The 15,033-nt window shown below is 72.3% G+C and carries 12 protein-coding genes and 2 pseudogenes; 5 read left to right on the top strand and 9 right to left on the bottom strand.

The genetic code is table 11. The features are described from left to right. Positions 1–21: 21 nt before the first annotated feature. Positions 22–321: pseudogene (locus tag ACPPVO_RS01045) on the bottom strand (SseB family protein); the annotation flags it as partial. A 249-nt stretch (positions 322–570) separates the two neighbouring features. Here ACPPVO_RS01045 and mycP point away from each other — a divergent pair. Beyond that, positions 571–1,758: a type VII secretion-associated serine protease mycosin gene (gene mycP / locus ACPPVO_RS01040; RefSeq protein WP_426509272.1), complete on the top strand. Its 1,188-nt coding sequence runs from the start codon at positions 571–573 to the stop codon at positions 1,756–1,758. A gap of 212 nt (positions 1,759–1,970) precedes the next feature. On the opposite strand, the gene ACPPVO_RS01035 is transcribed toward mycP, so the two are convergent. Beyond that, a complete protein-coding gene (locus ACPPVO_RS01035; RefSeq protein WP_426509270.1) occupies positions 1,971–2,270 on the bottom strand; it encodes a WXG100 family type VII secretion target in 300 nt (99 codons plus the stop codon). 14 nt (positions 2,271–2,284) lie between these two features. Beyond that, the gene (locus ACPPVO_RS01030; RefSeq protein ID WP_426509268.1) at positions 2,285–2,611 is read right to left on the bottom strand and encodes a WXG100 family type VII secretion target; all 327 of its coding nucleotides are present in this window, start codon (positions 2,609–2,611) and stop codon (positions 2,285–2,287) included. Between the two features lie 152 nt (positions 2,612–2,763). Between ACPPVO_RS01030 and ACPPVO_RS01025 the strand changes: the two genes are divergently transcribed. After that, a complete protein-coding gene (locus ACPPVO_RS01025) occupies positions 2,764–3,561 on the top strand; it encodes a DNA adenine methylase (RefSeq protein ID WP_426509266.1) in 798 nt (265 codons plus the stop codon). A 165-nt stretch (positions 3,562–3,726) separates the two neighbouring features. Here the strand turns inward: ACPPVO_RS01025 and eccB are convergent, their stop codons facing one another. Further along, positions 3,727–5,073 carry a type VII secretion protein EccB gene (gene eccB / locus ACPPVO_RS01020; RefSeq protein ID WP_426509264.1) on the bottom strand — a complete coding sequence of 449 codons (1,347 nt, stop codon included), beginning with the start codon at positions 5,071–5,073 and terminating at the stop codon, positions 3,727–3,729. An 88-nt stretch (positions 5,074–5,161) separates the two neighbouring features. Here eccB and ACPPVO_RS01015 point away from each other — a divergent pair, with 88 nt between their 5' ends. The 3 genes and pseudogenes from ACPPVO_RS01015 to rarD all read left to right on the top strand — a co-directional run bounded on the left by ACPPVO_RS01015 (position 5,162) and on the right by rarD (position 9,287). Then, a complete protein-coding gene (locus ACPPVO_RS01015) occupies positions 5,162–7,009 on the top strand; it encodes a type VII secretion protein EccE (protein ID WP_426509263.1) in 1,848 nt (615 codons plus the stop codon). A 737-nt stretch (positions 7,010–7,746) separates the two neighbouring features. Beyond that, positions 7,747–8,094, top strand: a pseudogene (locus tag ACPPVO_RS01010) (phage holin family protein); the annotation flags it as partial. 257 nt (positions 8,095–8,351) lie between these two features. After that, positions 8,352–9,287: an EamA family transporter RarD gene (gene rarD, locus ACPPVO_RS01005; protein WP_426509261.1), complete on the top strand. Its 936-nt coding sequence runs from the start codon at positions 8,352–8,354 to the stop codon at positions 9,285–9,287. A 324-nt stretch (positions 9,288–9,611) separates the two neighbouring features. Here rarD and ACPPVO_RS01000 read toward each other — a convergent pair whose 3' ends face one another. The 5 genes from ACPPVO_RS01000 to nuoN all read right to left on the bottom strand — a co-directional run bounded on the left by ACPPVO_RS01000 (position 9,612) and on the right by nuoN (position 15,013). Further along, positions 9,612–10,496, bottom strand: a complete 885-nt coding sequence (locus ACPPVO_RS01000; RefSeq protein WP_426509260.1) for an anti-sigma factor family protein — start codon at positions 10,494–10,496, stop codon at positions 9,612–9,614. Beyond that, positions 10,493–10,987 (bottom strand): sigma-70 family RNA polymerase sigma factor, encoded by a 495-nt coding sequence (locus ACPPVO_RS00995; protein WP_360368678.1) that lies wholly within the window; start codon positions 10,985–10,987, stop codon positions 10,493–10,495. The genes ACPPVO_RS01000 and ACPPVO_RS00995 overlap by 4 nt, the downstream gene beginning before the upstream one ends. Positions 10,988–11,184: 197 nt before the next feature. Continuing rightward, on the bottom strand, positions 11,185–11,961 hold the full coding sequence (locus tag ACPPVO_RS00990; RefSeq protein ID WP_426509258.1) for an IclR family transcriptional regulator: 777 nt from the start codon (positions 11,959–11,961) through the stop codon (positions 11,185–11,187). A 444-nt stretch (positions 11,962–12,405) separates the two neighbouring features. Then, complete coding sequence (locus ACPPVO_RS00985) at positions 12,406–13,428, bottom strand: polyprenyl synthetase family protein (RefSeq protein ID WP_426509256.1); 1,023 nt, start codon at positions 13,426–13,428, stop codon at positions 12,406–12,408. A gap of 100 nt (positions 13,429–13,528) precedes the next feature. Beyond that, positions 13,529–15,013, bottom strand: a complete 1,485-nt coding sequence (gene nuoN, locus ACPPVO_RS00980; RefSeq protein WP_426514491.1) for an NADH-quinone oxidoreductase subunit NuoN — start codon at positions 15,011–15,013, stop codon at positions 13,529–13,531. Positions 15,014–15,033 lie beyond the last annotated feature (20 nt).

Here is a 15,033-nt window from a genome sequence, read left to right as displayed (position 1 = left end):
CAGGCCGGGGTTGACGGCCAGCCACCACTCGACGTTGGGCCAGATCCCGGCGAGGTCGCGGAACGGCACACGGCGGTGCGTGCCCGGGTGCCCCGCGAGGCACTCCTGCAGCGCGGACGTCGATGTGAAAGCCAGCACATGTGTGCGGCCCTCGGTGGTCCATGTGCCCCACCCGCCGTCGTTGCCCGAGGACTTGTCGGGTGCGATCGGCAGCAGGACGTCTGTGCGCGCCAGGATGCGGAAGTACTGCTCCTGGTCGTTCGCGCGCAGCGCATCACGCATGGCGACCTCGGCCTCGGTGGCCGGTTCCCACTCGCTCAACGGCCACCCCCTCTTCGGGCTCGAAACCGCCGCGTCGCCGAAACCTAACCTATATGGCCACGGCAATTCGAGGGGTGCGACGCGGGCAAGCGCTCCGGCCAGCATAGCGATCGAACGCGGGGGGCTCACAGGCCTGTCTCATTCGCGGCACCCCATACGGGCCGTTCGACGTCTGAACCGGCCGAGACGGACTACAGGAGCACCGCGACGGGGCAGCCCATCGATGCCTCAGCGCCTAGCATGACGCACATGGCTCGCCGGCGCGCGCTATCCGCTTTGGCGGCTTTGTCGGTTTTTGCGGCAATGTTCGGCATGAGCCCGATCGCGCACGCCTGGGCGCCCGGCACCTGCCCGAGCCGACCGCACCTGCCCGCGCCCGCGCCGTCGGGGGTGCCGTGGCCCCTGCAGCGGTACGACCAAGCAAGGCTCAACCCCCTCGCCGACGGCCACGGCATCGTGGTCGCGGTGATCGACTCCGGCGTCGACCCGCGCAACCCGCAGCTGCGGGGCGCCGTCCAGCCCGGCCCCGACCAGCTCGACGGGGGCGAATCCGTCCTCGACTGCGTCGGGCACGGCACCGGCGTGGCGGGCATCATCGCGGCCCGCCCGTCCCCGGCCACGCCGTTTCGCGGCCTGGCGCCGGCCGCCACGATCCTCGCCCTGCGCGTGAGCGAGCAGGTCGAGGCCGACAACGGCACCCTGACCGGCCGCCGCGGCACCCCGGCCGGCCTCGCCGCCGCGATCCGCGACGCCGTCGGCCGCCACGCGCGGGTCATCAACTTGTCGCTGGTGTCGTACTCCGACGATGCCGCCGTCCGCGACGCCATCGCGTTCGCGCGGGACAGCGACGTCGTGGTCGTGGCCGCGGTGGGCAACGGCGCCGAGCAGGGCAACCAGACCCCGTACCCGGCGGCGTACGACGGCGTCATCGGCGTCGGCTCGGTCGCGGCCGACGGGCAGCGCGCCCCGACCTCGCAGACCGGCCCGTACGTCGATCTCGTCGCCCCCGGCGCCCAGATTGTGACGACGGCAACACCGGACGGCTGGGCGACCATGGACGGCACCAGCTTCGCCGCGCCCTTCGTGTCGGCGGCGGCCGCGCTCCTTCGCCAGTACCGCCCGGAGCTCTCCGCCCCCGAGGTCGCCGCCCAGCTCATCGCCACCGCGGACGGCGGCCACGCGGGCCCGGGCTACGGCGCCGGCCTGCTGAACCCGTACCGCGCGCTCACCGAGCGCACCGGCGCCTCCCCGAACCCGCCCGCCCGGTCCCTGGCCCGGCCGGCCCGCGACGACACGGCGGCCGAGCGCGCCACGGCCACCCGTACGTCGCTGACCTGGGCCCTGAGCGGCCTGTCGGCGATCCTGCTGGCGGTGACCCTGGCCGCGATCCTGCCTCGGGGCCGTCGCCGGAGTTGGCGCCCCGGCCTGCGCGACTGACGAGGACGACGCCTGTCCAGGAGAGCGCAGCCAGGGACGAAAGACGGCACCTTCGAAGAAGCACCACCAGACGAAGCGACGCCCTCGAAGAAGCACCACCAAACGAAGCGACGCCCTCGAAGAGGCAAGGCCGACGAAGCCGACGTCCTCCAGGAGGGCGCGGCACACGAGGACGGCGCCTCTCCGGGAGAAGCGCCGCCCTCGAGCGGCGGTCAGCCGCGGCCCGGGAAGAGGTGCGTGTTGCGCGCCTCCGTCTCCTGGTACCGCTGCATCGCCCCCTCGACGCCCACCTTGATGTCTCGCAGCATCTGGGCCAGGTCGCCGCCGGCGCGCTCCCAGTTCGCCTGGCGCAACGCGTACGCGTCCTTGGCGTCGCCCTGCCAGCTCGCCGTAAGGCGCTTGCCGAGCTGCGACGCCTCGTCGAGGCGCGAGTGCAGCGTGTTGAGCGCGCTCTGGATGGACTGGCTCGCGTGCTCCAGCGCGCCGAAATCGACTACCAGCGTGTCGTCCATGAAGGCCTCCGGGTTCAGCCGCCGAGCGCGGACAGGTCGGTGTTGCCGGCGCGGCGCATGGTGCCCGCGGCCTCGATGTCGGTCGCGTTGTAGTTCCGGCCCGCGGTGCGCAGGCCCTCGGACGTCTCCAGGAGGTTGCGGTTGAGCACGTCCTGGTCGGTCTTGAACGCGAGCTTCACCTGCTCGAAGGTGCGCCCGCCGGCGCCCTGCCAGCCCGTGCGGGTCACCTCCAGCTCCCGCATCAGCGTGTCGAGCATGCTCTGCAGTTCGCCATTGACCTGCTCGAACCGCTGCGCGGCCGCGTTGAGCTCGGCCTGCTGCGCCTGTGTCGTCTGCGCCACCGGTAATTCACCCCGTTCTCGTCCTGGACATAGACACCGGGCAATGCGACCCGGGATTTGATCCGACCGTATCGGCGCCCGCCGATCCGCCACCAGACCCAAACCTGCGCTGTGGATAACTTCCGGCATTTCGCCCCTCTAAGATGTCCGGCATGGCGGAGGGCCGGTCGTTCATCAAGTGGGCCGGCGGCAAGACGCGGTACGCGGCCCAGCTGGTCGCCGCCGCCCCGCCCTTCACCGGCCGGTACTGGGAGCCCTTCATGGGCAGCGCGGCCGTCTTCTTCGAGCTGCGCCCGGCCAAGGCGGTGCTCTCCGACGCCAACCCCGAGCTCGTGGCCTGCTTCCAGGCCGTCGCGGCGCAGCCGGAGGCGGTGATGGAGCGCCTGGACGCGATGGCGAACACGCCGGAGCAGTTCGCCCTCGTCCGGCGCCAGGACCCGGCGAGCCTGGACCCGGTCGAGCGGGCCGCCCGGGTCATCTACCTCAACAAGACGGCGTTCCGGGGCCTGTGGCGGGTCAACCGCCGCGGCGGGTTCAACACTCCCTATGGAGCCTATGACCGGCCGTACTATCGCCGCGAAACGCTCCTCGAAGCCTCCCAGGCACTCGCCGGGGCCGATGTGCGCCTGTGCGACTTCGCCGAAGCGTTGCGCGAGGCGGCCGCGGGCGACTGGGTGTTCCTGGACCCTCCGTATCTGCCGGAGGGTGGGTTCGCGGATTTCAAGAGGTACACCCCCGGGCAGTTCCGGGACGGTGACCACGACCGGCTGGCGGCCGAAATGCACGACGCGTCGCGGCGCGGGGTGCTGCTGACGATGACGAACAGCGACACCGACGCGACCCGGCGGATCTACGAGGGCTTCCGCGCGACGCGCATGGCGACGCGCCGCGACATCAACCTGCGCGCGTCCGCGCGGGCGAGCTTCGACCTGGTGCTGACGAACTACTGATCGGCCTGTTGATCGGCTTCATCCCGCGACCGCGCGGGCCGCGCTGGGGTCGAGCGCCCGACCGGCGTCATCCCGCGACCGCGCGGGCCGCGCTGGGGTCGAGCGCCCGACCGGCGTCATCCCGCGACCGCGCCGGCCGCGCCGGGGTCGAGCGCCCGACCGGCGTCACCCCGCGACCGCGCCGGCCGCGCCGGGGTCGAGCGCCGGCCCCGCGGGCAGGAGCGCGACCATCTCGCTCGGCACGGCGACGGGCTGCTCGGCGCCGTACCCGAGCGCGCCCAGCGCATCGGGCACCGGCACCGTGTGGCGCCGTCCGAGGTCGGTGACCAGGGTGAGCACCCCCGAGTCGGTCCGCACCAGCGCGCCGGAGCCGGGCGGCACCAGCACGCGGTCGGCGAGCACCGTGCCCTCCGTCGTGGCCGCGGCCGTGCGCACGGTGTGCGTGAGGTCCGGAAGCTTGGGGTCGATTGTGAGAGCATCGGCGGTACACACGGCATGCGGAAGGCCATCGACCAGCTCCGGCGGCGCGGAGGGCAGTGCACCGTCTCCGCCCGGGTCCGGTGCGAACGCCCTCACCGGCCGGCCCTGCACCAGCGCGGCGAACTCCGCGGGGCTGAGCGGCAGGAACTTTCCGCCGGGCTGCACGCTGCGCGTCTCGGGCGCGGCGAGCAGCAGCTGGGCCTGCAGCGGCGTGAGCGACGCGAGCCCGTCCGCGGTGAGGATGAACGCGTCCGTGCGCTGACCGGCCGTGACGCCGTACAGCTGCCCGATCTTGCCGGTGGGCACCGGCGCGCCGCGATCCGCGACGTCCGGGGTGGCGAGATCGGTACCGCTCGGTACCGCGTGCACCAGCGCCTGCGCCACCTCCACCGGCGGCCGCGCCGACCAGACGAGCGCGGGCAGCGCCGCCGCGGGCTGCCGGATGAGGTGCTTGAACCCGTGCCACAGCAGATAGGTCTGCCGGTCCGCGGCGCTTACGAGCAGGCCTTTTTCCCCCGCAGCGGTACCGCCGGAAGGTCCCCCACCCACGAAGAGCACCGAGCCCACAGGTGTCGAGCACACCGCCCAGCGCCCCTTGAGCAGCGCGGACGCGGGCGGCAGCGAACTCGGCGCGCCCGGGATCCCGAGCGTCTCACCGCGCGGCGCGCCCGACAGCGCCGAACGGGGTACGACAACCGTCGGCGCACCGGCCGCGTCGAGGATGAGCAGCGCGGACGCCTGGTTAAGCACGGGGTGGAGGACCTCGTCGCGGTACACGAACAGGGCTCCTGACTCCTGCTCGACGATTACCGCACGGTCGTTGCGCCATTTGCCAGAACTCCCGGGGTGCAGCGCCGCCACGGCCGCCGCGCCGCCGGCGCCGAGCGCGGCGAGCAGGACACCTACGAGCGTGGCGCCCGCGACCCGGCGAAATGGCGGCTGGGCTGGGTCGGTGTCGCGTACGACGAGGGCGGAGACCACCCGCTGCACCATGAACTGGTACGACTGCAGCTGGTCCTGCCGCGACGCCATCGGCCCCCCAAAACTGTCATACCGGCGCCATACGATAAGCCCGTCCACTTCATTGGCGGGGGGCGATATGTCGGCGCGAACGCGAATAGTGCTCGCTCAGGGTGCGGCCGCCCTTCTGGTCGCGGCCTGGGCGCTCGGCCGCACGTGGGCGCTGGTGGCCCTGCCCTTGGCCGTGGTGCTCGCGGCGACGGCCGTCCTGCGGCTCCGGCCGCGCTGGATCGGCGAAGGCCCGCGGTGGACGGTCGGCCGGCGCGGCCCGTCGCCTGGGGCCGGGCCGCGGTGGGCAGTTCGCCCGCGGTGGGCGCTCCGCCGGCGCGGCCTGTCGCCCGGGGCCGGGCCGCCGGGCCTGCTCGCCCTGGTCCGCCCGGGCGCGGCGACGTCGACGCTCGACGTGGACGGCGCGGACGTGGGCGTCCTCGAAGACACCGACGGCCTGGCCGCGATCGTGCGCGTCGGCGCCGTGTCCGACCTGCTCGGCACCGCCTTACCCCCGCTGCCGCCGCTGAGCGCGCTGCTGCCGACACCGGCGCGGGACGTGCCGGAGGTGCGTGTCCAACTGCTCGTCAGCGCGGTAACGGCCCCGGCCCCGTCGGCGACGCCGTCCGCCACGTCGTACCGGCAGCTCACCGAGGGCCGGGTGCTCGCGCACCAGCGGGTGCTCATCGCCGTCCGGGTGCGCCGCGCGGGCGGTTACCGGCGCGCGGACCTGGAGCGGTCACTCCTGGCGGCGCTGCGCCGCGTGCAGCGCCTGCTCACGAAGGCGGGGCTGCCGACCCGCCCGCTGTCCGCCCCGTCGGCCCTGGCGGCGATCGCGGAGGCGGCCCAGCACGACCCGGCCCATCCCGTGCGCGAGACGTGGTCGGGCGTGCAGATCGGCGACCTGCACCAGGCCGCGTTCCGCGTACGGCGCTGGCCCGATGAGGGCTCCCTGACGAGCCGCCTGCTGGTGCTGCCGACTTCGGTGACGACCCTGTCGCTCACGGCTTCCGCGGCCGGGGAGGCTGGCGGGACGGCAACGACCCCGGATGCCGGCGGGCCACCGGTGCGGGCCGAGCTCGTGGTGCGGCTGGCGGCGCCGAGTGCGGCCACGCTGGCGCACGCGGTCGCGGCGCTGCGGCGGCTGGCCGAGGGCATGGGGGCCCAGGTCACCCGGCTCGACGGGGCGCAGCTGGACGGGCTGGCGGCGACGCTGCCGCTCGGCGGAGGCCCGCCCGGCGACGATGCACTGCTCGCCGGCCTCCTGTCCGGGCACGACGGGCTGGCGCCCGGCGGCGGGGACCCGGTCACCGTGAGCGTCCCACGGCTGGCGGCGGCCGCGCCGATCGTGGGCGGCGAGGGGGTGATGATCGGCATCAACCGCCGCGGCGAGCCCATGGTCGTGCGGCTGTTCCGGCCCGAGCCGACGCGGGCGACGCTGATCGGCGGGCCGAGGTGCGCTCAGCTCGTCGTCCTGCGGGCGCTGGCGACCGGGGCGCGGGTAGTGGTGCAGTCGTCCCGGCCGCGCGCGTGGGAGCCGTTCCAGCGGGGGCTGGGCCCGTCGGAGGCCCTGGCCGTGGTGCCGCCGGGTCGCCTGCCCGAGCCGCCGCCGGCCACCGCGACGCGACCCCAGCTACTGGTCGTGGACGTCGGCCCGGTCCCGGCCCGGGCGGCCCTCGTGCCGGAAAGCGCCTGGCGCACCGTCCTGTTCCTGCGCGACGAGCTGACCACGGCGGACGTCGACCTGCTGATCCGCTCCGACCTGGCCCTGCTGCAGCCCCTGAGCCCGCACGAGGCCGCCCTGGCCGGCGACGCCCTGGGCCTGGGCGCCTCGGAAGCCTGGCTGACCAAGATCGACCCCGAGATGCTGGGCGTGGTCGTGAACCGGCAAACGGTGCGCTGGACCCGGCTGTCGACAACCCCGATCGAACTCCAGCTGACGGGCGGCCCGGCCCGCTGACCGCCGCGTGCACGTCGGCGGCCGGCACGCCGACGGGCCGCACGCGGATCGGCGGCCGACCCCCTGACCGCCCAGCGCAGACCGACGGCCCGGCCCGCTGACCGCCGCACGCACGTCGGCGGCCTCGCCCGCTGACCGCCGGACGCGGTTCGGTGGCCCGGCGCGCTGACCGCCGCATGCACGTCGGCGGCATCGCCCGTCGACCGCCGCGCGCAGACCGGCGGCCCGGCCCGTCGACCGCGGCGCGCAGACCATCGGCCCCGCGCGCTGACCGCGGCGCACAGACCGGCGGGGTGACCGCTGACCGCCACTCAGATCGGGCGGCCTGGTTCGCCGCCTGCCGCACGCACATCAGCGGCCCGGACCACTGCTGCAGATCGACCCGCGGACGCCTAGCCGTGCCGATCAGCGGCCGATCGACCACGCGCCCGCAGTGACGGTCGGCCGCCTGTCGAGCCTGCACCTAGCCGTACGGCTCGGCGGCGCCGATGGGCTCCGAATCGGCTCGTCAGACTCGTCAGCGCGCCCGTGCAGACCGGCCTCCGCCCGCGTCCGACCGTGGGGATCGGGTTGCTGGCTGGTGGTCACTGCGCGGGACGTATCCGAGCAGGGGCATCGGACGGCGGCGTCGGGCTGGGCGTCGTCCGAATCCATGGGCGGTTCGGCGGAGAACTCTGGCGCAAGAAGGGGCGTAGCGGGGTGTTCCGGACTGGCGGGTACGTGGCACGATCACCCGCATGGGAATCCTCATCCGGCTCGCTGTGAGTGCGTTCACGGTCTGGCTGGCGACGCTGGTGATCTCGGGGATCACTGTTGAGGGCGACACCGGCCGCAAGGTGCTCACGCTCGTCGTGGTGGCGGTGATCTTCGGGGTCGTCAACGCGGTGCTGCGGCCGATCATCAAGACGATCGGGTGCTTCGCGTACATCCTCACGCTCGGGCTCGTCTCGCTCGTCGTGAACGGGGCGCTGCTGCTGCTCACGAGCAAGATCGCCGAGGCGCTCGACCTGCCGTTCCACGTCGACAAGTTCTGGCCGACCGCCGTGCTCGGGGCGCTGTTCATCGGCGTGGTCAGCTGGCTGCTCAACTTCTTCGTTCCGGACGGCAAGGACAAGAAGCGCAAGCGGGACGACCGCGACTACGACCGCCGCCTGCCCCCGCCGCAGCAGCAGCAGTACGGCGGTGGGTACCAGCAGGGCCAGGGCCGCGGCAACCAGGGCTACGGCAACGGTAACCAGGGGTACCGCGACTACCGCTGAGGCCGGACCCGGTGACGAAGGACATTGCGTGAGGGGTGGGTTCCGGACCCGCCCCTTACCGTTGAAGGCATACGGTGTAGCGCGTGGACCCTCTGCGCCGTGGATATCTCTCCGCGTTCACCGCCAACGTGCTGTGGGGCGTCTTCCCGCTGTACTTCCATGCGCTCCGCCCCGCCGGCGCGGTCGAGGTGCTCGCGCACCGCATCGTCTGGTCGCTGGTGACGATGACGCTCGTGATCGTCGCCATCCGCCACTGGCGGCGGATCGGGGAGCTGCTGCGGCAGCGCAAGCGCATGGCCGGGCTCGCGGCCGCGGCGGTCCTCATCGCCGTCAACTGGGGCGTGTACATCTTCGCGGTGAACACGGACCGGGTGGTGGAGGCCTCCCTGGGGTACTTCATCAATCCGCTCTTCGTCATCCTGCTCGGCGTGCTCGTCCTGCGTGAGCGCCTCCGCCCGCTGCAGTGGACCGCGCTCGGCATCGGCGCGGTCGCGGTGGTCGTGCTCAGCGTCGACTACGGGCACCTGCCGTGGATCGCGCTCACGCTGGCCGCGTCCTTCGGCTGCTACGGGCTGGTCAAGAAGCGGCTCGGGCTCCCCGCGGCCGAGGGCCTGTTCCTGGAGTCGGGCGTTCTGATGCTGCCTGCGCTGGTGTACCTCACCTGGCTCACCACCCAGCACCAGTCGACGTTCGGCACCGTCTCCGCGTGGCACTCGGTGATGCTGGCGGGCAGCGGCGTGCTGACCGCGGTACCGCTGCTGCTGTTCGCGGAGGCCGCCAACCGCGTGCCGCTCTCGGGGCTGGGTATTTTGCAGTACCTCACCCCGACCCTGCAGCTGATCATCGGTGTCGCGGTCTTCAGCGAGCCCCTCCCGCCCGCGCGGCTGGCCGGGTTCGTGATCGTCTGGGGCGCGCTCGCCGTGTTCAGCTTCGACGCCATCCGCGTCGCGCGCCGCAACCGAGCGGAACGCCACGCGACGGCCGCAGTGCGTGAACCCGCGGTGAGCGTGCGCGAATAGCCGAAGAAAACGCGCAAAAGCCGCGCGGACCCAGCGGGCCGAGCCGGAACAAGGCGGCCACCGCGCCGGACAGGCGGGCGCACCGTGGGCCAAGGAAGCGGCGCCCGCAGGGGAGGAAGCGACCGCCCACGGGGCGAGGAAGCGACCGCCCACGGGGCGAGGAAGCGACCGCCCACGGGGCGAGGAAGCGACCGCCCACGGGGCGAGGAAGTGGCCGCCCACGGGGCGAGGAAGTGGCCATCGCCGGACAGGCCCGAACGCGACGCGGCGGCCGCCTCGAAGGAAGCGGCCGCCGTGGCGGTGTGAGTGAGACGGGCCTTCGCGTCAGGTACGCAGGGACAGCAGCGGCGTCCCGTCGCCCTTGCGGATCTCGATGTGGTCGATGTTCGACTCCTTGATGCCGCTGTGCGCCGACAGCTCCATCTCGTCCCCCGGCCGCGCCGTCCAGGTGCTGACCTCCTCGGCCGGCCCGGACTTCGGTACCACGACGAGCGTGTACGACCACTTCGCGTACTCGTCGCCCTCGCCGTTCTTGTACGAGCACCGCATCCGCACGGTCGCCCCGGCCGAGTCGGAGGAGACGGCCAGCGACGCGCTGATGGGCACGGTCGCGGCCACCTCGCGCATCGACTCGTAGTCCGGCTGCCCGACCCCTGCGGCGCGGACCCCGATCACCGCGAGCACGCCCAGGAACGCGGCCACGAGCGCCGTGCCGGCCGTCTGCCAGCGACGGCGGCGGCGGGCGGTACGGCGGGCGTTCTGGGCGCGGTCGAGCACGCGCGGCAGCAGCGGGTCGGCGGCGCTGCCGTTGACGGGCGTGGGCGCGGGCACGGCGGTGGGGCCGGCCCAGCGCGAGTCGGCGGGGCTGAGGGCCGGGCCGTCATCGGGCGTGACGGTAGGACCGGCCCAGCGCTGGCCCGGGACGGTCAGGTCGCGCTCGGAGTGAGCGCCGCCCGCCCGGGCGAGCCCCGCATCGGCCAAAAAAGGCGGCCCGTCCGCGTCCGGAGAGTCGTCGTCTGACGCCAGGGCGATCTGTGCGGCGATCTCCGGATCGAGCCGGCCGAGCAGGCCCGGCAGGTCGGAGAACTCCGCCACCTCCGCACGGCACTGCGCACAGTCGGCGAGATGCCGCTCGTATGCCTCGCGCTCGGGCGGCGACAACGCCCCCAGCACGTAGACGGCCGAGTCATGGAGGTGCTCACACCTCATTGCGTCACCCCCAACTCCTCTAGGACGACTTTCAGCGAACGCAGTGCGTAGTATGTGCGCGACTTGACCGTGCCCGCGGGCACGCCCAGCCGCTCCGCCGCCTCGGCCACGGAGCGCCCCTGGTAGAAACACTCCACCAGGACCTCGCGGTGCGGGCGGGAGAGCCGGGTCAACGCATCCGCGATCACCCAGGATTCCACCGCTCGCTCGGTCTCGTCGACCACCACCGGAGTCTCCGGCATCTGGTCGGTGTACACCTCCCCCACCCGCGCCGATCGTCTTCGCCACGCGTCGATGGCGAGGTTGCGGGCAGTGGTGAAGAGCCAGGCTCGGACCGAGCCACGGGCCGGGTCGAGCGCCTCCGGGTGTTGCCAGGCCCGCAGCAGGGTTTCCTGTACGAGGTCCTCGGCCCGTTGGCGGTCGCCGCCGGTCAGTCGCAGGGTGTGCGCGAACAGCGCGTCGCCGTGCTCGGTGTGGAGCGCCTTCAGCAGGTCAGCATCGTCTCTACTCACGCTTCGTTATGTTTCCGAACCCTTCCACCAGCTTCTACGCACTAATACGCAGAGAGGTTCAGGTGGAGTAGACATGTCGCGGATGCGACAGCGCCACGGGCGGCGCGGGATTCCGGCATAACCGAAAAATCCGATGAGCCGCGGCGCGAAGCGCTCGACTTATCGGACCAAAGCGGTCACTCGGCGAGAACGGTCGCCAGGTGATGAGCCGTCGCCAGCAGGCGCGTACGCACCACCTTGGCCGACGACATCAGCTCCGCCGGCGGCAGCGCGCACGCCAGCACCACCCGCCGGTCCTGGTCGCGGTCGTTGATCACCATCACGGCGGCGCACGCGAGGCCCGGGCGGAACTGCCCGATCTCGATCTGCATTCCCCGGCGGTCGCCCGCGGCCAGGTCCGAGTCCAGCGCCTCCGGCGAGGTAAGCGTCGCCGAGGTGTAGGCGCGCATCCCGTACTCCTTGAGGAACCGCCACCGCTGGTCCGCGCTCATGGTGGCGAGCAGCGCCTTGCCGAGCGCGGTCGCGTGCGCGGCCTCGTCGTAGCCCGGCACGAGGTCGTCCGCCGGCGGGGTACGCGGCCCCTCGGCCATCGCGGTCACCGCCACCCGGCCGCCCACGAAGCGGCCGAGATAGTGCGAGTACCCGGTCTCGGCCGCCGCACGGCGCAGGCGGTCGACGACGGCGCTCGGCCCGCGGAAGGCGAGCACGAGCTCGCGGTAGCGGTCGGCGATCTCCAGGCCGACGACGTAGGTGCCGTTCTCCCTGCGGATCACGTAACCCTCGTACGCCAGAGTTCGCACCAAGTGATAGGTGGTGGCGACGGTGAAGTCGCATCGGCGCGCGATCTGCTTCACTGTCAGACCACGGGGCGACTGGCCAACCGCCTCCAGCACTCGTAGGGCCCTCGAAACGCTTCGGATGAGATCCGAGGGTTCGGCTTGTGGATCTCGCACCGCCGCCCTCCCCAGCCGCAGCAGTAACTGGAGTCACACCATATGAAATCGGAGAGGGTCGAGGGAACAATCTGATCATTTATGGCGCGAGGTCAGGGGATGTACGAGGGCTGCGCATAGCGATGAATGCACCATATTGGACATGGGTCATGTGCCACTCATGGCCCGACACGCCGATGTATCTCAGTAATGGCCCTAAGTGATGGTCGTACGCCTGAGTAAGTAATGGCCTAGTACGTAGGTACTTGGCGCAGAAGTGCGCACGCCACACTTCGGGGCGTCATCACGCCGTTGCGACTTGTTGCCGGGCCGGGTATCGCGCCAGGTGGCGTTGAGCAACGTGCAGACTGCGAGCGTGGCGCGGTCCCGCCCGGTACCAGCGCAGCGACCGGCCGGCGCCCGGTGAAAGTCACATTGACGGGCGTCGGTCGATGCCGGGAAACGTCAGTTGGTGCGGTCCGCGATGAAGTCGCAGAGGGACTCCAGGGCCACGCGGGCGGGCACCTCGGGGAGCACCGCCAGCGCCCCGCGAGCGGCGTCTGCGTAGCCCCGGACGGTCTCGCGGGCCTGCTTGAGGGCGGTCGAGTCGCGGAGCAGGCCGAGCGCCTCGGCGTGCAGGTCGTCGTCGGTCACCGGCCCCGCCGCGAGGATGTCGCGCAGGCGCACCGAGGCCACGTCGTCGTCGGAGGACGCCAGCGCGTACAGCACCGGGAGCGTCGGCACCCCCTCGCGCAGATCGGTGCCGGGCGTCTTGCCGGACTCCGTGGCGTCGCTCGCGATGTCGATCAGGTCGTCGGAGAGCTGGAAGGCGATCCCGAACGTCTCGGCGAACGTCGCCAGCGCCTCGACCTGCTCGGGCGGGCACCCGCCGAACATCGCGCCGAAGCGGGCGCTGGTCGAGATGAGCGAGCCGGTCTTGTGCTCCAGGACGCGCAGGTAGTGCTGGATCGCGTCCTCGCCGTCCAGCGGACCGGCGGTCTCGTCGATCTGGCCGTGCACCAGGCGCGAGAACGTGCTCGCCTGGATCTTGACGGCGTCCACGCCCAGCTCGGCGGCGAGGTCCGCGGCGCGCGAGAACAGGTAGTCGCCGACGAGGATGGCCAGCGCGTTGCCCCAGCGGGAGTTGGCGCTGGGCGCGCCGCGGCGCACCTGGGCCTCGTCCATGACGTCGTCGTGGTACAGCGTGGCGAGGTGGGTCAGCTCGACGACCGCGCCGGCGATGACGACCTCACGGGAGGTCGCGTCGCCGAACTGGGCGGCCAGGCCCACGAGCAGCGGGCGCACCCGCTTGCCGCCCGCGTCGACGAGGTGGCGGGCCGCCTCGGTGACCATCGGGTTGGCGCTGTGCACGGAGTCGATCAGCACCGCCTCGACGTCCCGGAGGATCGCCGTCACGTTGCGCTCAAGCTCCGGATCGGCCAGCGTCAGGCCGACCGAAGCAACCGACTGCACGGTTCCCGTACTCACCACAGCTCCAACGATGCCATACGAACTTCCAACTCCCGATACAGGGACGTCCCCACGTGGCAGGCCACGGGGGACGTCACCGTCGGGTTTTGCCGACAGGTTAGCCGAGGAACTTCCCCGCGTGCTCCGTGACCTCGAGCAGTGCACCGGGCGCGATGCCCAGGACCAGCGTCGCGACCGTCCCGATGACCAGCGCGGCCGCCGTCATGGCGCCCGGGATGGACACCGCCGGCGTGGTCTCGCCCGGCTCGGACAGCCACATCATGACGACCACCCGCAGGTAAGGGAAGGCGAGGATGGCGGAGCTCACCACGCCGGCGATCACGAGCCAGGTCTGGTGGCCTTCGACACCCGCCGCGAACACGCCCACCTTGGCGGTGAAGCCGCTGGTGAGCGGCAGGCCGGCGAAGGCCAGCAGGATGAACGTGAAGAGTGAGGCGTACAGCGGAGAGCGCCGCCCGAGCCCGGCCCAGCGCGACAGGTGCGTGGCCTCGCCGTCCGCGTCGCGCACCAGGGTGACGACACCGAACGCGGCGAGCACGGTGAAGCCGTACGCCACGAGGTAGAACAGCGAGCTGGAAAGGCCCTTCTCGTTGAGCGAGATCACGCCGATGAGCAGGTAGCCGGCGTTGGCGATCGACGAGTAGGCCAGCAGGCGCTTGATGTCGGTCTGGGTGACCGCCAGGATCGCGCCGAGAATCATCGTGAGCACCGCGATGGTGCCCAGCACCGGCTGGATCGTCCACTCGGTGCGGTGGAAGCCCACGTAGACCAGGCGCAGCAGCCCGCCGAAGGCGGCGACCTTGGTGCAGGCCGCCATGAGCGCGGTGACCGGCGTCGGGGCGCCCTGGTACACGTCCGGCGTCCACACGTGGAACGGCACCGCGGCCGCCTTGAACAGCAGGCCGATGGCGAGCATGGCCAGCCCGACGTACAGCAGGATGTCGTCCTTGCCCCCGGCCTGGATCGCCGAGTCGATCGCCTTGAAGTCCACCTGGCCCGCGTAGCCGTAGACCAGCGCGATGCCGAACAGGAAGAACGCCGAGGCGAACGAGCCGAGCAGGAAGTACTTCATCGCGGCCTCCTGCGACAGCAGCCGCCGGCGGCGAGCCAGCGCGCAGAGCAGGTACAGCGGCAGCGAGAAGACCTCGAGCGCGACGAACATGGTCAGCAGGTCGTTCGCGGTGGTGAACAGCAGCATGCCGCCCAGGGCGAACATCGTCAGCGGGAAGACCTCGGTCGCCCCGCCGGTGTGCTGGGCCTGCTCACGGTCGCGGTCGGTGTTGGCCGTGACCGCCGCCTGCGCGACGAACGCGCCGCCCGGCTCCAGCGTGCGCTCGCCGATCAGCAGCAGCGCGACGATGCCCAGCACGATTATCGCGCCGGAGAGGAACAGGCCCGGCTTGTCCACGGCGACCGCGGTCGAGGCGGTGATGACCGGGTTGTCGCCCTGGCGGATCACCATGACCAGCGCGGCCACGAGGCCGGCCAGCGCCAGGGTGAGCTGGACGGTGTGCCGCACGCGCCGGGGCACGAAGCCCTCGACGAGGACCCCGACGCAGGCGATGCCGAAGAGAATCAGCATCGGCGCGAGCGCCGCGTAGT

Source organism: Dactylosporangium sp. McL0621 (assembly GCF_049995355.1).
GTDB lineage: Bacteria > Actinomycetota > Actinomycetes > Mycobacteriales > Micromonosporaceae > Dactylosporangium.
The sequence above is the reverse complement of the archived record's forward strand: the minus strand, read 5'-3'. Positions and strand labels throughout refer to the sequence as shown.

Bases quoted from the DNA above. Each gene is read 5' to 3' on its own strand.
- ACPPVO_RS01000 (WP_426509260.1), bottom strand. From the start codon at position 10,496: ATGAGGTGTGAGCACCTCCATGACTCGGCCGTCTACGTGCTGGGGGCG.
- mycP (WP_426509272.1), top strand. From the start codon at position 571: ATGGCTCGCCGGCGCGCGCTATCCGCTTTGGCGGCTTTGTCGGTTTTT.
- ACPPVO_RS01035 (WP_426509270.1), bottom strand. From the start codon at position 2,270: ATGGACGACACGCTGGTAGTCGATTTCGGCGCGCTGGAGCACGCGAGC.
- eccB (WP_426509264.1), bottom strand. From the start codon at position 5,073: ATGGCGTCGCGGCAGGACCAGCTGCAGTCGTACCAGTTCATGGTGCAG.
- nuoN (WP_426514491.1), bottom strand. From the start codon at position 15,013: ATGCTGATTCTCTTCGGCATCGCCTGCGTCGGGGTCCTCGTCGAGGGC.
- ACPPVO_RS01025 (WP_426509266.1), top strand. From the start codon at position 2,764: ATGGCGGAGGGCCGGTCGTTCATCAAGTGGGCCGGCGGCAAGACGCGG.